Annotated in this window: 18 protein-coding genes and 1 tRNA gene; 7 read left to right on the forward strand and 12 right to left on the reverse strand. The window is 50.2% G+C overall.

Annotated features, from left to right (window positions below):
* Positions 1–189: 189 nt before the first annotated feature.
* From AB8516_RS05170 to AB8516_RS05180, 3 genes are all read left to right on the forward strand, one after another.
* Positions 190–1683: a leucyl aminopeptidase gene (locus AB8516_RS05170; RefSeq protein ID WP_369158721.1), complete on the forward strand. Its 1494-nt coding sequence runs from the start codon at positions 190–192 to the stop codon at positions 1681–1683.
* A 76-nt stretch (positions 1684–1759) separates the two neighbouring features.
* Entirely contained in the window at positions 1760–2188 is a 429-nt protein-coding gene (locus AB8516_RS05175) for a DNA polymerase III subunit chi (protein WP_108293701.1), read from the forward strand.
* Positions 2189–2605: a hypothetical protein gene (locus AB8516_RS05180; protein ID WP_369158723.1), complete on the forward strand. Its 417-nt coding sequence runs from the start codon at positions 2189–2191 to the stop codon at positions 2603–2605.
* Between the two features lie 142 nt (positions 2606–2747).
* Here the strand turns inward: AB8516_RS05180 and AB8516_RS05185 are convergent, their stop codons facing one another.
* The 11 genes from AB8516_RS05185 to AB8516_RS05235 all read right to left on the reverse strand — a co-directional run bounded on the left by AB8516_RS05185 (position 2748) and on the right by AB8516_RS05235 (position 15820).
* Positions 2748–3239, reverse strand: coding sequence for a hypothetical protein (locus AB8516_RS05185; protein WP_369158725.1), 492 nt, complete (start codon positions 3237–3239; stop codon positions 2748–2750).
* A gap of 254 nt (positions 3240–3493) precedes the next feature.
* Positions 3494–5935: an EAL domain-containing protein gene (locus AB8516_RS05190; protein ID WP_369158727.1), complete on the reverse strand. Its 2442-nt coding sequence runs from the start codon at positions 5933–5935 to the stop codon at positions 3494–3496.
* A 146-nt stretch (positions 5936–6081) separates the two neighbouring features.
* Positions 6082–6960, reverse strand: coding sequence for a phosphate/phosphite/phosphonate ABC transporter substrate-binding protein (phnD, locus tag AB8516_RS05195; protein WP_369158729.1), 879 nt, complete (start codon positions 6958–6960; stop codon positions 6082–6084).
* Positions 6961–7095: 135 nt separating this feature from the next.
* The gene (locus AB8516_RS05200) at positions 7096–7374 is read right to left on the reverse strand and encodes a hypothetical protein (protein WP_369158731.1); all 279 of its coding nucleotides are present in this window, start codon (positions 7372–7374) and stop codon (positions 7096–7098) included.
* A gap of 626 nt (positions 7375–8000) precedes the next feature.
* A tRNA-Ser gene (locus tag AB8516_RS05205) sits at positions 8001–8093 on the reverse strand.
* 218 nt (positions 8094–8311) lie between these two features.
* A complete protein-coding gene (gene csrA / locus AB8516_RS05210; RefSeq protein ID WP_069126133.1) occupies positions 8312–8494 on the reverse strand; it encodes a carbon storage regulator CsrA in 183 nt (60 codons plus the stop codon).
* 201 nt (positions 8495–8695) lie between these two features.
* On the reverse strand, positions 8696–9925 hold the full coding sequence (locus tag AB8516_RS05215) for an aspartate kinase (RefSeq protein WP_369158734.1): 1230 nt from the start codon (positions 9923–9925) through the stop codon (positions 8696–8698).
* Positions 9926–10032: 107 nt separating this feature from the next.
* Complete coding sequence (alaS, locus tag AB8516_RS05220; RefSeq protein ID WP_369163234.1) at positions 10033–12666, reverse strand: alanine--tRNA ligase; 2634 nt, start codon at positions 12664–12666, stop codon at positions 10033–10035.
* 220 nt (positions 12667–12886) lie between these two features.
* A complete protein-coding gene (locus tag AB8516_RS05225) occupies positions 12887–13288 on the reverse strand; it encodes a regulatory protein RecX (protein ID WP_369158736.1) in 402 nt (133 codons plus the stop codon).
* A 41-nt stretch (positions 13289–13329) separates the two neighbouring features.
* A complete protein-coding gene (gene recA, locus AB8516_RS05230) occupies positions 13330–14358 on the reverse strand; it encodes a recombinase RecA (protein WP_369158738.1) in 1029 nt (342 codons plus the stop codon).
* Between the two features lie 244 nt (positions 14359–14602).
* Positions 14603–15820, reverse strand: coding sequence for an MFS transporter (locus AB8516_RS05235; RefSeq protein WP_369158740.1), 1218 nt, complete (start codon positions 15818–15820; stop codon positions 14603–14605).
* 98 nt (positions 15821–15918) lie between these two features.
* Here AB8516_RS05235 and AB8516_RS05240 point away from each other — a divergent pair, with 98 nt between their 5' ends.
* The 4 genes from AB8516_RS05240 to AB8516_RS05255 all read left to right on the forward strand — a co-directional run bounded on the left by AB8516_RS05240 (position 15919) and on the right by AB8516_RS05255 (position 19983).
* Positions 15919–16821, forward strand: coding sequence for a LysR family transcriptional regulator (locus tag AB8516_RS05240; RefSeq protein WP_369158742.1), 903 nt, complete (start codon positions 15919–15921; stop codon positions 16819–16821).
* 259 nt (positions 16822–17080) lie between these two features.
* The gene (locus AB8516_RS05245; RefSeq protein ID WP_369158744.1) at positions 17081–18241 is read left to right on the forward strand and encodes an IS30 family transposase; all 1161 of its coding nucleotides are present in this window, start codon (positions 17081–17083) and stop codon (positions 18239–18241) included.
* Between the two features lie 20 nt (positions 18242–18261).
* The gene (locus AB8516_RS05250; protein ID WP_369158746.1) at positions 18262–18894 is read left to right on the forward strand and encodes a riboflavin synthase subunit alpha; all 633 of its coding nucleotides are present in this window, start codon (positions 18262–18264) and stop codon (positions 18892–18894) included.
* Between the two features lie 183 nt (positions 18895–19077).
* Complete coding sequence (locus AB8516_RS05255; protein WP_369158748.1) at positions 19078–19983, forward strand: hypothetical protein; 906 nt, start codon at positions 19078–19080, stop codon at positions 19981–19983.
* On the opposite strand, the gene AB8516_RS05260 is transcribed toward AB8516_RS05255, so the two are convergent.
* Complete coding sequence (locus AB8516_RS05260; protein ID WP_369158750.1) at positions 19969–20826, reverse strand: metallophosphoesterase; 858 nt, start codon at positions 20824–20826, stop codon at positions 19969–19971. The two genes, AB8516_RS05255 and AB8516_RS05260, sit on opposite strands and share 15 nt — an antisense overlap.
* Positions 20827–20828 lie beyond the last annotated feature (2 nt).

A 20828-nucleotide genomic window follows, 5' to 3' on the forward strand; every position in this document is an offset into this window, starting at 1 on the left:
CATTCTACTTAGATTACACCACACAAGGTGTTAACAGGCCCTAATTAGCTTATGATTGGGTAGACTTGAGTCAATCGTTGCCGAGTCGTGATCCTGACTTTTTATAACCCATAGTGTATATAAAACATTACATCGGCTGTCTATCCTACTTATTGATCTGCAACATAAAACTGAAAGGCCATCCACTCCATGGAATACAGCATTAAAACCGGAGATCCCGCCAAGCTTAACACTGCCTGCCTGGTAGTCGGCATCTTCTCCAAGCGTCAACTCTCACCTTTGGCACAGCAGTTGGATAAGTCCAGCAAGGGTGCACTGCAACGTATCCTCAAACGCGGTGATATGAATGGAGAGAGCGGACAGCAGTTATTACTCTATGACCTTCCCGGTATCCAGGCAGAGCGAATCCTCTTAATCGGGCTGGGTAAACAACGCGATTTCGGCAGAAAACAGTACGCCAAATGTGTCAATGCCGCAGTCAAGAGTCTGAACCAGAAACATGCAATAGAGGCAGTCTGGGGTCTCAGTGAACTTGTAAATGAGGATTTTTCGCTGCCTCAGGCAGTCAGAGAGACCGTGATCAGCGCCGGGTCCGGCCTCTATCAATTCAACGAAACCAAGAGTGAAGTCAAAAAAAACCAACGCCCGCTTAAGCGCCTCGCACTCTTCCTGCACGATCGGCGCCACTTAAAAGCAGCGCAGAAGGCGCTCTATCAGGCAGTAGCCATCGCCGATGGCATGGAATTGACCAAAGACCTGGCCAACCTGCCGGGCAATATATGCACTCCTGGCTACCTCGCCGATCAGGCACGAAAACTGGGGCGCAACGACAGCCGCCTGAAAGTGAGGATACTGGATGAAAAGCAGATGGCCAAGTTGGGCATGGGCGCCCTGCTCTCCGTGTCCCGTGGCAGTCGACAGCCGGCAAAAATGATCATCATGGAGTATTCGGGGGGAAAACCCGCTGCAAAACCCGTTGTACTGGTTGGAAAGGGACTAACCTTCGATGCAGGCGGTATATCCCTCAAACCCTCAGCGGCGATGGATGAAATGAAGTATGACATGTGCGGTGGCGCCACGGTCATTGGCGTCGTCAAGGCAGCTATCGCCATGGATTTACCGATTAATCTGGTTGGTGTCGTGCCTGCCTCGGAAAACCTTCCCGATGGAGATGCCAATAAGCCGGGCGATATCGTGACCAGTATGTCCGGTCAAACCATTGAGATACTCAATACCGACGCCGAAGGTCGCCTCATACTCTGCGATGCCCTCACCTATTGCGAACGCTTCAACCCCGCTGCAGTAATTGACATCGCCACACTTACCGGTGCATGCATCGTGGCCCTGGGCAACCAGGCCTCCGGATTAATGTCCAATAATGAATCCCTGGCAAACGAACTGTTGAGCGCCGGCAGCGATACTGGTGACCGGGCCTGGCAATTACCCTTGTGGGATGATTACCAGGAGCAACTTGACAGTAATTTCGCCGACATGGCGAATATCGGCGGCAAAGGTGCGGGTACAATCACAGCTGCCTGCTTCCTTTCCCGCTACACAAAAAAGTTCAAGTGGGCTCATCTGGATATTGCAGGTACCGCCTGGCGTAGTGGTACAAATAAAGGCGCCACCGGCAGGCCTGTGGGACTACTCACCCAATTTCTCATAAAGCGTTGTGGCCTGTGATGTTTAACCATAAATAAATTATGGCTTATTATCCAAATACATCGATCGCACTCAGCCGTTGCCAGCCGGAGATACCATGACGCAAGTCGACTTTTATGTACTCGATGAACGTGCCATGGGAAATCGCTTTACCCTGGCCTGCCGCCTGAGTGAAAAGATCTATCATCAAGGACGTAGGATCTTTATTCATACCGAGTCAGAAGAAGAGTCAAGACATATGAATAGATTGTTATGGACCTTTCGTCAGGGCAGTTTCGTACCCCATGGAATGGCTAAAGAGTGTAATCCTTTGACCACACCTGTGATTATCAGCCATGATAAGGAGAGTGGTGAAGAAAAGGATGTTCTGATCAATCTTGCGAGTGTTGTACCCAGTTTTTTCAGCAGATTTGATCGTGTTGCAGAGATCGTTGACAAGGAGCCACAGGTCGTAACTGCCGGGCGGGAACGTTTTCGCTTCTACCGTGACAGGGGCTATCCACTCAACAAGCACGACATAAAATAGATGAGCACAGACGACAAAACACACGACCCGGATTCAGACATTCCGCTACTGGAAGATGTGGTTTCAATGGATGAAATTGAATCGGAGTATATCGAATTCAGCGATGAAGAAGCCGATATAGAGGATAGTGATATTCCTGAGTATGACGAAGAACTGCTATCCATGCGGGACGATATCGCCAAGCAACTCGGGGATGACCTGAGGTTAATCGTTTCCGAAGCGGTGAATAGTGCAATCGATGAAGCCACTGACCGTATTAGCCAGATACTACACGATGAACTCGACAATACTATAACCCATAGAATTCGCAATCTCATTGAACAACGGTTGGAAAAAGAATTCGGACCTCGTCACCAGCATGCAAAAGATGAGCCCGTTCAGGATCCGATTGATCTCTATCAAGATGATAATCTTTAACTGTCTATATCTGTCCAGCCAATAGTAAGCATCATGCGTCTCACAAAACTTGATCATCTGGCGCATATCGTCAGAGATATAGAAAATGCGGTTTCCTTCTATAAATCAGTTCGTATGACAACCCAAGACTAAATATAGATATCTATGAATCATTCAAGTGTTGCAGGAGGCGTTTTTTCCTACTGACATATAGCCATGCACCCAAATAGACACAACATAGCGTCAATAAACTCAAGAGTATATTTTCACCAACCGAATAGTAAGACAAGCCCATGGCCAATCCGAAAGCAATTACAATGATTGCAAATACCGCTACAATTTTGTACTCGGAATGATTAACCAGTTTTGCACATAAATACCCGGCAAAAGTAGTTATCAGACAACCGGATACCAAGGCTACCAACGAGAACTTGGACGTCAATTCCATGGTGGAAAGCTTTGAAGTTATAACTTCAATGGAATCACCATTTGATGCGAGTATCATGCCGTAAACGATTGATATCACAATTCCGACAAAAATAGTGGCCGTAACATCGACGACAGTTGCGATAAAGACAGCTTTTACTGCAGATCCTTTTTTCTCTATTTGGTTGGTTAAATCCGATTTCGGTGTCCTATAGACATCTTCATCCATCGATACTGTTCCTATATCCGTGGTAGCCCATGTAATATTAATTACACAGCCCTTCAAACAAGTATGTTTCCTGTTTGTATATAACCAATAATCCACTAATTATGATTGTCGCATCCCGGTTGATCGCGATATCCTAACAGCCAGAGAGCATCCCCGTTAAAAATGTATCTGAGATCATTGTTTATTGATGCAATAAATCCGTCTCAGTACTCCTTAATATCCTCAAGACAGCCTTAGTGCTTGAATTCTATGAATCAGGTTTTTGCCGACAGCCAAATCACGTTACTGTCGTCAGTTTCTGAGATAAAATCATCGAACGGTTTAGGGTTAGCTATACCGTACCCCTGACCAAGATCTATACCCACCCGGCGCAATTCCTCAATAATCGCGTCATTTTCAACGAATTCGGCTATGGTCGTCAACCTCATTGTGTCCGCAACCGTTTTTATTGCCTCTACCATTCCCCTGTCAAGAGAGTCTGTATTCATATCTTTTATGAACATGCCGTCGATTTTCAAGAAATCAATGGGTAAGTTCTTTAAATAACCGAAAGAGGAGAGTCCGGAACCAAAATCGTCCAATGCGAAACGACACCCCAACTCACGCAGTTCACGTATCATTCTCAAAGCGCTCGAAAGATTTTGAATAGCTGCGGTCTCGGTAACCTCAAAAGTGATTTTTTCTGGCCTAATCCCATACTTTTGCAATAGCTTCTTTACCAATGGTGTAATTCGACTATGACTAAGTGTGCCACCGGATAAATTGATAAAGCAGTCTGGGTAGTTACTGCTACAATTTGCCAACAGTCGCATGACTTCCTCAATAACCCAATGATCGACACGCTCTATCAAATCATATCTTTCGGCAGCCGGCAGAAAAGCACCGGGTGGTATCAGTTCTCCATCGACGGTCCGCATCCTTATAAGAACCTCTACAGCAACAATCAGTTGTTCATCACTGTCAAATTTTACAATTGGCTGAGCATAGAGAACCAGGCGCCCTTCATCCATTGCACTGTTAATGCGTGAAACCCATTGCATCTCTCCCAATCTGCGTTTAGTTGTCACGCTGTCTTTTTCATAGACTATTATACGGTTGCGGCCTGAATCCTTCGCTGAATAGCAAGCGGCATCCGCTGCACTCATCAACTTGGCGATATTCTCGCTATACATATTTATAGGAGAGATGCCGATACTGAGACTGATCCTGAAAGTTTGATTTTCCCAGTAAAAATGGTGCTGTTGAACGTCCTCCCTCAAGGAATCGATTCGCTCTATGGCCTGCACTAGCGGACAGTCGATCAATATTGCACTGAATTCATCGCCTCCCACCCGCGCCAGCACATCACTCCCTCTGAAATGTTTGCGCATGAGGCGCCCCAGCTGTCGCAAAAGCTCGTCTCCTGCAACGTGTCCACAGGTATCGTTAACCACCTTGAATTGATCCAAATCCATGAAGCACAGGATATGCTCGCGACCCCGATGTCGCGCCGAGTCCAAAGCGTTCTCCAGATGGGTCTCAAATGCACTGCGATTCATCAAATCGGTGAGACTGTCATGATTTGCCTGACGATGCAGTTCTTCCTGCAGTCGGTATTCACGTGTAATATCACGCAATACGATAACCACACCATCAGTCTCTATATCCTGGCTAAAGATCCGAGCCGCAGTAACCTGAACCTGCAGCGTTTCTCTCTCATCTGTTAACAGCGAGACCTGTTCGTTGACAATCTGATTTGGTTTGCTGGTGCGACATTGTGCTAACAGGCTGTCAATATCCCATTCCTCGCCATCATCCACCAGCCTTACCATGTCAGAAAAATGCCGGCCAATTGCCTGTTCAGCATCTGTGTTGAACAGCTTCATCGCCTTATTGTTCAGATAGCTGATCAATCCGTCCATATTGACAGTAATCACACTGTCACCAATCGACGCCAAGGTTATATGAGCCTGATTGCGCTCCTTGCGTAATTCCTTCTCTGCCTTCCGCTGAGCGGTTATATCCTGGATATAGACGTAGACCTCATCAGCAACATCGATCATCTGATAATGCGCAAGCATATGTAATTCACCAATCTCTTTTTCTCCATATATCTGACGCTCTCCGTTAGCGAGACGATCGATGAACATTTTGTGGCTGTCCGGCAGTATGCTGATTGGATCTGTGATGTTAAGTCTGACAAGTAATCTTCTGAGTGCTGGATTTTTAAAAGTTAATTTCCCATTTAGATCGAATGCGATAATAGGATTTGGGTTTTCACGAGGATAGGCAGCCAGTTGTATATTTCGGGATTCTGTATCCTTTAACTCTTCAACCATCAAAGAGAGCAGGTTTGCCTTGTGACGGCGAGTCAGGAAAAGATAGATTAGAAGTGCAAACAGACCGGTCAGTGAAAAAACCGCCACTGCGACCCTTAACCCCTGTTTCAGGGTATGCTTGTATGCGCCTTCGAGACTGATGGCCAGTGTCAATTTTGCAAGGCCACGGTATGAGTATGGTACATCCTGTTCAAGAATATACCGTCGTACAGATGATTGAACAGGACCATAGCCCGCTATGATGAATCCGTTTCGTGATACCAACTTTATCTCATCGACTTCGCTATACTTGGCAGCCCATTGATTGATGATTTTGGATAAGGATTCATAATTGCCTTTCTGGAGTTCTGCCTCTGCAATCGAAGCAATGATCTCCATTTGACCCTTTGCCAGTTCTTCAGTGAACTGCACATGCTGGTGATGCTCATTCCTTAACACAATCCCTGATGCCAGTGCCAGAACCAGGAAAAATATAATGCTCACCAGCACTACCCACACCAGGGTTGGCGCATGCTGATCCTTGCTCACTTGACCACTCCCCTGGCTCGTAATTCAGCAATTACATCCCTGAGTTTTTGATAATCATCCTCTTCAACACTAACCAGGGCTGTCGCAGTTTTTTTGATGGGATAGAGTACCTGATTGGTTTCAGGACTGTCGGTGGATAGGCTGAGCAATTGCTGCCGCAGCAACCTAACCTTATCGGGATTTGTATCGGCTGGAGCAATGAAGAGATGTTCCGATATCTCAGGTGTAGTAGCGATAGCGACAATCCCTTTGTGATGATATTTATCAAACACCGCCTCTTTTACAGCGCCCGCATCGGCATCACCAGCAAGCACAGCTAGCGCAACATTGTCATGGCTACTGTAAAAATTATAACTTGCGAAATCTTCGACATCGATACCCGCTTCAAATATCACCTGTCTAGGTACAAGATGACTCATCGTGGAGGATGAACTGCCGAATGCGAAATGGCGTCCTTTGAGGTCCATAAGGGTACGTATATCGCTCCCCTCTCTGGTAAAAATCTTTCCGGTAAATGTGGATTTCCCGTCGATCTCCAATCTAGCCAACAGATATGGAACAAAATCCATATCCTTTAATTGAACGAGAAGCGCCGGACCGATGTATGCCAGATCCAACTGCCCCTGAATAATTGCATTTATGTGGGATTCATAGGACTCCCCGATTCGCACCTCGACAGGTTGCCCTATGCGTTGGCTCAAAAACTCCGCTAATGGCGTGAACATCTCACGGATTTCATCATGGGAACGATAGGGATGGATGCCGAGAATCAGTGAATCTGTACTATGAGCTGTGGTGGAAATACAGACAAAGAAGATGGCGGCTATTCGAACTAGCCGCCCTATCTCCAGTCTGCTCCTTAGTACCTTTTGCATGCGCTCCCGATCCCGGGTTCAGGTTTTTATAGTTACCTTAATCCATAACCCCAATCCTACTATTTATAAGGGGTTTATTAAGCATATCCTAGTCCAATCCTGTTAATCCACCTTAATGAAAGCAGTGACCAAACCTCAATTGGGTCCCAGGTGAAGCAGCTTCTGTTCTTTTCTGCTCCGTTTGATGATTTTTCTGCAGATTTTCTTGTCCAAAAGCGCCATGATCTCCAGATCTATTACATCTGCTCTGCTGCAATCACCGTCGCGACGAAGATTTGCTGCCAAGCGCTCAAGTTCCCGGATGCTGCCTTTGACCCGTTTGCGATTACGATGAGTGATCGCCGCACCCATTTTGATCTGCCTGACAAGATCATCGGCTGTATGTATATAAGGATTTCCGTTCTCATTCAGCATATCGGCCACCGATTTAGGTTGTTTTCACAATCTTGTTGTCTTCGATACTACTGCACCAGGTAAAAACGTATCTCTAAATTAACTATAACCCTTTAATTTTAAACAGAAAGTGATATATGACACTGGAAGACAGTGGAAAATGCACACCTGGCTGAGCTTAGGGGGTATGGCCATTTAGCCATTTGTAGGTAGATATTTATGTGTCCTGCGACGCTTCGCGTCTGGTCGAACGAAGGGTTCTAATCAAAGCCTCCCTATCCGCCAATTAAAAGGGGGCTGAGGGTCTCCTGAGCTTGGGTGCCGGCTGGTGGGAGGGATTGATTCGCCTTCGGCTCACCCCTTCGGGGCACCTTCGCTACGCTCGGTGTCCTGCGGCGCTGCGCGCCTGGTCGAACGAAGGGTTCTAATCAAAGCCTCCCTATCCGCCAATTAAAAGGGGGCTGAGGGTCTCCTGAGCTTGGGTGCCGGCTGGTGGGAGGGATTGATTCGCCTTCGGCTCACCCCTTCGGGGCACCTTCGCTACGCTCGGTGTCCTGCGGCGCTGCGCGCCTGGTCGAACGAAGGGTTCTAATCAAAGCCTCTCTCTCCGCCAATTAAAAGGGGGCCCTGTTGGGCCCCCTTTTAATTGGCGGAGAGAGAGGGATTCGAACCCTCGATGGAGCTATTAACCCCATACTCCCTTAGCAGGGGAGCGCCTTCAGCCGCTCGGCCATCTCTCCGGGTGTAGTTGATTTTGGATGCAGTCAAACCCGTATGGGTGACTTTTACATCTTTTCAGGATTGAGGCGGTCTCAAGGTTTGGGACCTGGTTCCCCTGATCCTTCAAGGTGCTGAGATTGTACAGATTTCTTCTTCCACAAACAAAAAAACTTTACCTTCCATGGCAAAGTTATTTATTGGGATTAAGGCTTGTCGTTTTTATTCAGACCAGACGCCTCTAGGACGACTCTTCCGACTGCTCTCTTTTTATACGTTCGTAGATCTCTTCCCGGTGTACGGTCACATCACGCGGCGCATTGACACCAATACGTACTTGATTTCCTTTAACACCTAATACAGTAACCGTAACCTCATCTCCAATCATCAGGGTTTCGCCGACACGGCGAGTAAGTATTAACATGTCCAGTCTCCATGTTGTTCCTTGAGTTTTTGGCAGGCTTCGATTCTGTAACGATTCAATCTCAGCACCGCCATTGCCAACCAAGCCTCCGTATAATACGGGACTGGTAGCTCTATTTTAGCAACTGGACTATGGGTAAAAAAGGGAAAATACGACTCAAAATACCTGTTTATAGGGCCTAAATGCTCTTAATCCCGATTTTTAGGATTGTACTTCTTTCTCCAGCTCAAATGCCTCGTGCAGCGCCCGAACACCCAGTTCGAGATATTTTTCATCGACCACCACAGAAATCTTGATTTCAGATGTGGATATCATACGGATGTTGATACCTTCGTCAGCAAGTGCCTCAAACATCTTGCTGGCGATCCCCGCATGGGAACGCATACCGACACCGACCAGGGAGATCTTGACGATCTTGTCATCTGCCAACACTTCGCGTGCACCCATTTCATCGGCTGTCTGCTGAAGAATCTCCCTGGCACGTTTAAAGTCGACCCGATTCACGGTGAAAGTGAAATCCGTGCGCCCGGTATCGTGAGAGATGTTCTGAATTATCATGTCGACTTCGATATTCTGGCTCGATATTGGGCCAATTATCTTATATGCCACACCCGGTTGATCCGGAACCCCCAGAATGGTCAGCTTCGCTTCGTCGCGATTGAATGCAATACCGGAAATCTTCGCCTGTTCCATGTTCTCTTCCTCAAAGGTAATCAGTGTGCCATCGCCCTCTTCGAAGCTGGACAGGACACGTAGGGGAACATTGTATTTGCCTGCAAATTCGACGGCGCGTATCTGCAGCACCTTGGAACCGAGGCTGGCCATCTCCAGCATCTCTTCGAAGGTGATGCGCTCCAGCCGCCTGGCCTTGGGTTCAACTCTGGGATCGGTTGTGTAGACACCATCCACATCGGTATAGATCTGACACTCGTCAGCCTTAAGGGCGGCGGCCATGGCAACTGCCGTCGTATCCGATCCGCCTCGGCCAAGTGTGGTTATGCTGCCGTGTTCATCGACACCCTGAAAGCCGGCGACCACAACCACCCGGCCCGCCTCAAGATCCGCACGAACACGGGCGGCATCGATATCGCGTATGCGTGCCTTGCTGTATGCGCTGTCAGTGAGAATGTGCACCTGTCCACCAGTATAGGAACGGGCAGGACATCCAACCTTGTGCAAGGCCATGGAAAGCAGCGCGATCGTGACCTGCTCGCCTGTGGAGACCAATACATCCATCTCCCTGGGATCAGGTGCGTTATCGATCTCTCCGGCGAGTGAGATCAGCCGGTTGGTCTCACCCGACATTGCGGAGACAACCACCACAACTTGATCACCTCTGTCTATGCATCCCCTGACCTTGTTCGCAACGGCCATGATTCGCTCAATCGAGCCGACAGAGGTGCCGCCATACTTCTGCACAATCATTGCCATGACAGTTTTAAACCCCAAATATCCAAGCGCCTAAAAAAGCTGCACATTAAACACCAAACCGGCCCACAACGGAACCATATATTGAATCCGATTTAACGTTGAGACTTTTATTCCAGGCCCAGTTGTTTCCTGACCCAGGGTTCGACAATTTCCAGGGCCTGTGGAAGTGCAGCGGGATTACTGCCTCCCGCCTGCGCCATATCAGGCCTTCCACCACCCTTGCCGTCAACCTTTTCTGCAGCCAGCTTCACCAGATCCCCCGCCTTCATCTGCGCGGTAAGATCCTTGGTCACACCTGCCACCAATGAAACCTTGCCCCCTGCTGTCGCAGCCAACAGAATAACCGCAGTGCCAAGCTTGTTTTTCAGCTGATCCATGGTCTCGCGCAGTGATTTGGCATCGGCACCATCCAGGTTGGCCGCAAGCACCTTCACCTCACCCACTGAAACAGCGCCTGCTGCCAGATCAGTGCCTGCGGCACTGGCGAGTTTCCCCTTCAGCTGCTCCAATTCCTTCTCCAGTTTACGGTTGCGAACCAGGATCTGCTCCAGCTTATCCTCGATCTCATCGCGCCCTGATTTGATCATTTCGGCGATCCGCTGCACCCGCTCTTCGTCCGCCTCCATCCATTCAACAGCTCGTTGACCGGTTATCGCTTCGATTCGGCGTACACCGGCGGCAATGCCACTCTCTGCGGTAATCTTGAAAAGCCCGATATCCCCCACCGCATTGACGTGGGTTCCACCGCAAAGCTCGGTGGAAAAATCACCCATGCTCAACACCCGTACCTGATCCGCATACTTCTCGCCGAAGAGCGCCATGGCGCCGGATGCCTTTGCCTGATCCAGGGACATGAGTTGAGTTGCAACCAGGTGATTGTGGCGTATCTGAAGATTCACCAGTTGCTCGATCGTCTGCAATTGTTCACGAGTAATGGGTTCGAAATGGGAAAAATCGAAACGAAGCCTGTCCGCATCGACCAGCGAACCCTTCTGAGTGACATGCTCGCCCAGTTCCCGGCGCAGCGCTGCGTGTAACAGATGGGTTGCCGAGTGATTGAGCGCAGTGGCCTGGCGGGTATAGGCATTGACCTGTGCAGTCACCTTGTCGCCAACAGTGAGGGTGCCTTCCTCAAGCTTGCCGATGTGAGCAAAGAGCTCACCACCCTGTTTTTGTGTATCGTCCACTTCGAACAGCAGGCCATCTCCTTCGAGGACACCTTGATCTCCCACCTGACCACCGGATTCGGCATAGAATGACGTATTATCCAGAAACACCATGCCGGACTCCCCCTGCTGCAGAGAACTGACCGACTCGCCATCACGCAGGAGAGCCACGACCCTCCCCTGATCCTCAAGGTGATCATAACCGGAAAACCGGGTCTCCTCTTCCAACCCCAGGTCGACATCCGCCACTACGCCGAATTGACTCGCGGCCTGGGCTCGTTCTCGTTGTGCCGACATAGCCTCGTCGAAACCTGACTGATCGATGGTCAGTTCGCGCTCACGGGCGATATCGGCAGTCAGATCCCTGGGAAACCCATAGGTATCGTAAAGCTTGAATACAAGTTCGCCGGGTATAACCTTGCCATCAAGCTCATCAATGGTCTCTTCGAGAATCTTCATCCCCTGTTCCAGGGTCTGGGCAAACCGCTCCTCCTCCAGGCGCAGTACCTTTTCTACCTGGCCACGTTGCGACAGCAACTCGGGATAGGCCTCTCCCATCTCATCACACAAACAACCTACAAGCTTGTGGAAAAACGGCTCCTTCACGCCCAGCATATAGCCGTGACGAATGGCACGGCGAATTATCCGCCGCAATACATATCCACGGCCTTCATTGGACGGCAGGACACCATCGGTGATGAGAAAGGCGCAGGAGCGTATATGGTCGGCGATGACCCGTAGGGACTTCTCTTCCAGGTTACTGCAACCGGTCAACTCTGCAGCGGCCTGAATGAGGTGGGCGAACAGATCGATTTCATAATTGCTGTGTACGTTCTGCAAGACGGCAGCCAGACGCTCCAGTCCCATACCCGTATCCACAGACGGCTTGGGTAGTGGTGTCAACACGCCATCGGCATCACGATTGTATTGCATGAATACCAGGTTCCAGATCTCGATATAGCGATCACCTTCCTCTTCCGCAGTGCCGGGCGGACCGCCCCATATACCCTCTCCGTGGTCGAAAAAGATCTCCGAACAGGGGCCGCAAGGTCCGCTATCACCCATTGACCAGAAATTGTCGCTCTCATAGCGCTTACCCCCCGGCTTGTCACCGATTCTGGTGAAACGGGCGGGATCGATTCCGATCTCGTCGAGCCAGATTTTTGCTGCTTCGTCATCCTCTTCATAGACGGTCACCCACAGCTTTTCCGACGGCAGGCCGGTGGTTTCAGTGAGAAACTCCCAGGCATAGTTGATGGCGTCGCGTTTGAAGTAGTCTCCGAAACTGAAATTTCCCAGCATTTCGAAGAAGGTATGGTGGCGAGCGGTATAACCGACATTCTCTAGGTCATTATGCTTTCCGCCTGCGCGTACACAACGTTGAGAACTCGCTGCTCTTTGGTAGTTGCGCTTTTCCCGACCGAGAAACAGATCCTTGAACTGCACCATGCCCGCATTGGTAAAGAGCAGGGTGGGATCATTCTGTGGTACCAAGGGGCTGCTGGCGACCACCTCATGTTCGCGATCGGCAAAATAGTCCAGAAAAGCTTTACGTATGTCGGCGCTGGTTTTCATCATGAAGGAAAAAAATTAACCGGGAAATAAACCCTAAAAGATAACAGGAACGGAGATAAAAAGCCCGTACAGGTTACATTAAAAGTTACATACTCCAGCTATCACCGCCTCGCCGGGAGCGGTAGTGGGTGGAAAAGCCACGCATGCGGAATGTCAGTCACCAATATGGGACGGCGATGAGGGGGTATTGGATACCCCCTCAGCTGGGGCAAGCCGGTAATCAATCGAAAAGGAATTGACGGATCAGCTCGCCAGGGAAGCCCCGATGTTGAAGAAATCTCGCCTTTCTGACCAGCGTCTTTCGATCCGTGCAGGGTTCGGTGCCGAACTTGGCATCGTGTACCCGTTGCAACAAGGATGGCCATAGCTCGGCATATCCCTCGAGATAGGTTTCAATCAGCGCCTCATCGATACCACGCTCACGCAATTCAGCCCTGATGCGCACAGGTCCGCTGCCTCTCTCTGTCCTGCTGGCGATATAGCTTTCGGTATAACGGTCATCACTCTGCAGACCGGACTCGCTCAAACGCTGCAGGATTGTATCGATTTTGTGCTCCTCGAAATCACGGGATTGCAGTTTGAACCGCAACTCCTGCAACGAGTGTTCACGCTGAGTCAGCAAGCGGATCGCCGCCGCCTCTATCTCCGTATAGCCCGCCTCGTTCAGACTTCGGCCTCGGCAAGTTCTTCTTCACTGTCTTGCGATGGCAGCAACTCCTCCCGGATACGGGATTCGATCGCCTCTGAGATGTCGGGATTCTCTTTAAGAAAGTTACGCACATTCTCCTTGCCCTGGCCGATACGGTCGCCATTATAGCTATACCAGGCACCGGATTTATCGATGATGCCCCGTTGAACACCCAGTTCGATGATCTCACCCTCATGGGAGATCCCCTCACCATAGATGATCTCAAACTGTACCTGTTTGAAGGGAGGCGCGACCTTGTTTTTCACCACCTTGACCCGGGTATCATTGCCCACCACTTCATCGCCTTTCTTGATCGCGCCTGTGCGGCGGATATCGAGACGTACTGAGGAGTAGAATTTCAGCGCATTACCGCCGGTGGTCGTTTCCGGATTGCCGAACATCACACCAATCTTCATGCGAATCTGATTGATGAAGATCACCAGGCAATTGGTGCGTTTGATATTGGCGGTCAGTTTCCGCAGCGCCTGGGACATCAACCGGGCCTGCAAACCGACATGGGAATCCCCCATATCGCCTTCGATCTCCGCCTTGGGGGTCAGGGCAGCCACGGAATCGATGACAACCAGATCCACCGCACCGGAGCGCACCAGCATATCGGTGATCTCCAGGGCCTGCTCACCGGTATCCGGCTGTGACACCAGCAACTCATCCACATTGACGCCCAATTTCTCAGCGTACTGCGGATCGAGTGCATGCTCCGCATCTATGAAAGCGGCGGTACCCCCCATCTTCTGCGCTTCGGCCACCACCTGCAGGGTCAATGTGGTCTTGCCTGACGATTCCGGTCCGTAGATCTCCACAACACGACCTTTGGGCAGCCCACCGATACCCAGCGCAATATCCAGGCTCAGGGAACCGGTCGAGATCGCATCGATGTTACGGACTGCACTGGTGTCACCCATCCGCATCACAGATCCCTTGCCGAACTGTTTTTCAATCTGCCCCAGAGCGGCACTCAGCGCTTTTGCACGGTTTTCATCCATTCGGTCAATCCTCATCTGTTGAAATTAAGCGATGCGCCGGACATCCGAGTCCGGCGATCTGTCATGATCGGATGAAATTATCACACAGCCAAAGGCTCACGTCATGAGTCGATGCACAGGGTTTTTAGTCCTTCAGAGGCTCAAGAGAAATCTTAGGTACAACGGATATTTTCAATAATTTCTAATTGTTACATTAATCACTTAAAGACACGTTTAGATTACGCCAAACTTCTGCATTCAGTATTCAGTCCGGCATGGTCTCGACGACGGAAGAATAGCCGTCAAACAGCGGCTTGCGTCTGCCCAACCAGAGGGTGATGCTGAAGGTGATACTCAGTACAAACAACGACCCGATCACCACCCCCTCCCACTCAGCCCAGCGCCAAAACGGTTCCAGATAAAATCCCCCCAGGGTGGCTCCGGCATAATAGAACATTAAATAGAGTGAGGTTGCGCTGGCACGTGCCCATTGAGCATGGCCGGTAACCCAGCCGGCCGCCAGGGAGTGGGTAAAGAAAAAGCCAAGGGCATTGATAAAAAAACCGGCGATGATGACAATCAGATTGGGTATCAGGGTCAATAATGTACCGGCCACAAAAATCACGATACCCACGCCCATTGCTCCGGTTTGAGATCGGTTTTTCACCAGGCGGCCGGATATTGAAGCCGCCAAGGTGCCTGTAAGATAGGTCAGGAAAAACAGGCCCAGCCAGTCAGAGGATAGACCATAGGGCTCATCCGCCAGAACAAACGTGATATAGCTGTATTGGTTGACAAAGATAAAGAAATTCAACCCTCCGATGAAGCAGGCGGCAAGAATCATCGGATTGCGCAGATGCAGCATGAGGTCGCTTATAACCTGGTGGAAGCGAAACGGCCTCGCTACAAAACGCTGCGATGCCGGCATCATGCGAAACACCACAAGCAGACAAATCAGATCGAAGGCGCCGAGGAAGAGAAAACTGCTCCGCCACCCCCACTCCGCCGCAACCAGGCCACTGATCAGTCGGCCTGCAACGCCTCCCAGGGTGTTTGCACCGATATAGATTCCGACGGCCAGCAACAAGGCCTTTGATTCAAACTCCTCACCCATATAGGCAAGCGCGGCGGCAGGTAACCCGGCAATCAAAGCCCCCTGAATGCATCGCAATATCAACAAACTGGTGTAATCGGCGGCGAATGCGGTTGCGAACGTCACCAGACACAGCAACAGCAGAGTGGCAAGAATGACCACTCTGCGGCCTATGGCATCGGAAAGAGGTCCGAAGAAGAGCAGGCAGACCCCCATCGACAGGGTCGCCACAGAGAGGCTCAGGGACGCCTCGAGGGAGTTTATGTCGAAGGCATCACTTAAAACCGGCAATAACGGCTGAGTGATATAGAGATTGCTGAAAACCATCACCGAACCGATACAGAGTGCCAGTGTGGCATACCAGAATTTCGGTGAATTGGATTGAATCATGTTCGCTTGAAACGGTTATGACTGGAGTATATTGAGCCTAACCCCGATTTAACTATAATAAAAATATATAATTTATATAGTTTTCATTCGATTTGCATATGGACATTAAGCAACTGACCTATTTCAAGGCCGTATGCCAGTATGGCGGATTTAGCGCAGCAGCCCGTCGACTGCACATCGCTCAGCCCGCCATCAGCATCGCTATGCGCAAACTCGAGGCAGAGCTGAATCTTACCCTGCTGCATCGTAGCGATCGCCGGATCACCCCGACGGTAGAGGGTGAGGTGTTGCTGGGCCATGCCGTCCGCATCATCGAAATGACAGAGACCGCTGAACTGGAGATGCGCGAACTCAGGGGGCTGGCAAAGGGAGAGATGCGCATCGGGATCCCCAGCATGCTGGGTTCCTACTATTTCCCCCCGATACTCATGGGGTTCAAGCATCGCTATCCGGCGTTGAGTCTCTCTGTCTACGAACAGGGCACCCGCCGTCTTCAGGATATGATCAGGACAGGCGAACTCGACCTTGGCGTGGTGGTTGCGGATCCACCCCCGGAGGATCTGGAAACCCGCCTGCTGACCCGTGAAGAGATGGTTGTCTGCGTACCCAGAGAACATCCGCTCGCGACACGCAACAGTATATGCATGGAGGAGTTCTTCAGCCATGAACTGGTGGTCTTCAAGACAGGCTATTTCCTGCGCGAGTTTATCGATCGCTACAGCCGGAAACGTAGTCTGCCACCGAAAATAGCCTTTGAAACCAATCTGATTCCCCTCACCAAGGCGATCGTGCGCCAAGGCTTTGGCATTACCACCTTTTTACGCATGGTGGTCGAGCAGGATACACAGAACGATCTGGTGGCGGTTCCATTCGACGAACCGGTATTTCTCGATCTCTCGTTGGCGTGGAAAAAAGGGGGGTATCTGTCAAGGGCGAACCAGGCATTTATCGACTTTATTCTAAGCCAAACCAAAGACATGAAACACCACTTGCCGCAATGATCGTCTCAGGCAGTCTGATGCAATCACATCTGTCTGGCGATATGGTAGTTTAGATTCTACTTCGCCCTAAGCCGCTTTGACCTGCACAATCCGGGATAGAGGGTTGGTATACTTATAGCTTATCCTGGGTACACCGGTATTCTTAGCGGGCGACACGCCCTCTTCATGCCGTTAGATAATATTTTCTTAATCGTGGGTAGGGTAGATTCAATTGGTCAATGCAACACTTCATGTTTCAATGATGAATTTGGAGTGAATAATGGCACAACGAGGGCGACCAGGGTTATCCCATGACCTAAAACAAGAAGTATGGAGAAGATGGAGATCAGGTGAGTCTCTCAGCGACATTGCGAGAGCGGTAAATAGCCAGCCTGGTTCGATTTTTGGGATATTAAGACTTCATGGCGGTATTTCACCAGCTAAACGTTGTCGAGCAGAGAATTCATTGACACTATCTGAGCGTGAAGAGATATCGAGAGGGCTAAGTGCCGGGAAGTCAATGCGTGCCATCGCTACGGACTTAAGGCGCTCGCCATCGACTATTAGTCGAGAAATTGCTAGAAATGGAGGTGCTCAGAGATACCGAGCGATCCAGGCCGACGAGAAAGCTTGGGACAGGGCTAGACGCCCTAAATTATGCTTACTGGCATTAAATGGTCGTCTTCGAAGAACGGTTACCGAAAAACTTGCTTTGGACTGGTCACCAGAGCAAATTAGTGGATGGCTTAAGAAGACATTTTCAGATGATGAAAATATGTACGTTTCACACGAAACAATTTACCGTAGCATCTATATCCAGGCACGAGGTGTACTAAAGAAGGAACTACAGAAGCATCTGAGAACTCAGCGAATTTTCCGTCAGTCCCGTTACAATAATCTTAGAGGTATTCCCAGGGGGAAGATTGTTGATGCCGTTTCAATTAGTGAACGCCCACCTGAAATAGAAGATCGTGCGATTCCAGGGCATTGGGAAGGTGATTTGATTGCAGGTAGTGCAAATACGCACATAGCGACCTTGGTTGAGCGAAAATCTCGCTTTGCTATGCTAATCAAGGTGACTGGAAAAGATACAAATACTGTTGTTTCCGCAATCAGCAGACACATTAAAAGACTACCAGTTGAGCTACGTCAATCAGTCACTTGGGATCGTGGGTCCGAGATGGCCAATCACAAGGACTTTACCGTAGCGACTGATGCAAAGGTGTACTTTTGTGATCCAAGTAGTCCTTGGCAGCGCGGGACTAACGAAAATACCAATCGATTGTTGCGTCAATATTTCCCTAAAAAGACGGATCTATCAGTTTATACACAAAGGGAGCTTAGCCAAGTAGCCAAGAAGCTAAATCAACGACCGAGAAAGGTATTGGATTTTCAAACACCAGCAGATACATTACAGCAGTGTGTTGCGCGGACCGATTGAATTTACAAGTAACTAAATTTATGTTTACAGGTATTGTTCAAGGGACCGCAGAGGTTGTCGACATCAAAAGCAAAGAGGCATTCCGTACCTATCGGATACGCCTGCCTTCGACCGCGCTGCAGGGTCTAAAGCCGGGAGCCTCGGTGGCGCACAATGGCTGTTGCCTGACAGTGACCCGCATCGAGGATGACCTGGTAGATTTCGACCTGATGCAGGAGACGCTGCGCGTCACCAACCTCGGGACGGTTGATATCGGGGATCGGGTCAATTTTGAACGGGCCGCGCGTTTTGGCGATGAGATCGGCGGACACGCCATGTCCGGACATATCCTATGCACAGCGGAAGTCGTCAATATTGAGCGCAGTGAAAACAATTACCGTGTACGGTTCAAACTGCCGCCCCAATGGCGTCACTACATCTTTACCAAGGGTTATATCGGCATCGATGGCATCAGCCTGACAATCGGTCGGGTAGAAGGCGATCAATTCGATGTCAATCTGATTCCGGAAACCCTGCAACGCACCAACATCGGCACACGCAAGATCGGTGATCATGTGAATATCGAAATTGATCCCCAGACACAGGCGATTGTCGATACTGTGACCAACTTACTACCGGATCTTTTACAACGACTCAACCTGCCAAACCATTGACTTGCGGTTTTTTTGGCGCTTCCCCGGAACAGGTGTGTTAAATCCGGAATTAATGCAGGCCGCAAATGAAGGCCAATCACCGCAAAATTGACGCAAATCCGCCGAAGTCATCGGCGACCGGCCGGTGATCAGTATCGATACGTTAAAAACGGGAACATAACAGACGAAGGCCGCTAAACACTGATGACACAGTTACTGGAATCCGGGAGCTTGTGGAAGAAGATTCGCACACGCACAGAGTCAGCCATCGCCAAAGGTGCGCTTCACTCCATTCCGACAGATTTCCATGTCGTGCAACAGGGTGGACTCGAGTTTATGGTGCGCGTTGCGCATAACCTGAATCGCAAAGCACGGGATAAAGTAAAACAAACCGCCATTCCTTCAAGTGTCCCTTCCAATCCTTTCCTGCCACCGGAACCTGAGATGACGGTTGCGGATATTACAGCGACCCATCTCTCGGTACTGAATAAATTCAACGTTGTCGAGAACCATCTACTGATTGTGACCCGTGATTTTCAGCATCAGGAGCAATTGCTGACCCTTGATGACTTCGAAGCGCTTTGGATCTGCCTGAGGGAGTACCCTTCACTCGGTTTCTATAATGGGGGTGCCGCAGCCGGCGCCAGCCAACGACATAAACACCTGCAGCTGGTTCCGCTGCCGCTCTATCAGGGGCAATCCGGCACCCCGTTTGACGCTCTCTATAACAATGCCCCACAGGGGGAGGCATTGCATAGCCTGAAGCAACTCCCATTCCTGCATTGCTGGTCCCCATTGCCGGGTGAACTCGCCGACAACCCCTCGGCGGCGGCCAAACAGACACTGTCCCGTTATCGTCAGATGTTGAAACAGGTTGGAATCACTATTGTGAAAAATGCAGATGGTGACTATCAATCCGACCCATACAACCTGCTGCTGACACGAGACTGGATGCTTTTGGTGCCCCGCTCGCAAGAGCACTATCATGGCATATCGATTAATGCACTGGGGTATGTGGGATCACTGTTTGTAAAGGAACACGGTGAACTGGAAACGGTAAAACGTAAGGGCCCGATGAACCTGCTGGAGGCAGTATCAATTGCCGCTTGAGATAGTCAGCGGTGATAGCGACAAGGCACTGCCCCGCAGTCTCCTCTCCTCTGTCGGCAGACTATCCATACTCGGCCAGAGGCCTGTGATCAAGGCCTTTGCATAGCCATCGGACCTGCCCGATTCCTGCATGGATGCGTATGCCGCTTCGGCATCGTAGCCAAGGCGTTTCCATACACACTGTACACCCTTCGATTCCGGGATCAATACAAGATACCAACCATCTCGTGTTCCATCATTGGCCGGCATACCGATCACACCGCTATTCAACCAGTATCGACCACCCAACTCCTCCCCGAACGGAATCCCCGCATGCCCCCCTATCACCACATCCGCATCGCATAATGCCAGCTCTCCCTGTTTCTCCTCCTGTGGCGTGGAAGCATAGATAAAGCGATTACTGGCGCTCAGACCACCATGCACCAGATAGAAGGATCTTCCTGCCATTGTGAAACATATGTGTGCAGGCAGGCTTCCCATCCACTGCTTGGTCTCGCTGGAGAGCTGCTCGGAGCAAAAGGGGTACCATGCCTCCGCCAGTAGCGCACACGCAGTGCCAGTCTCAAAGCCGCAACCGCAATCCGCACTCCCCTCGGCAAGGGACTCTTCACAGTTCCCCCGTAACACCCTGACGCCTGACGACCTGATAAGATCAACCGTCTCCGCCGGTTGTGCACAATAGGCAACCAGGTCACCATTGCAGATGACGTTGGAACTGGCGATGCCAGATACATCTGTCTGTTCCAATAACGCCTGGGTTGCCTGCAGATTGCCGTACGGCCCGCCAAAAATGGTGACGGATTCGGAGATTTCACCGAGATTCAGCAAACCCGATACCGACATGC

The sequence above is a fragment of the Candidatus Thiodiazotropha sp. LNASS1 genome, from assembly GCF_964212655.1.
GTDB lineage: Bacteria > Pseudomonadota > Gammaproteobacteria > Chromatiales > Chromatiaceae > Thiodiazotropha.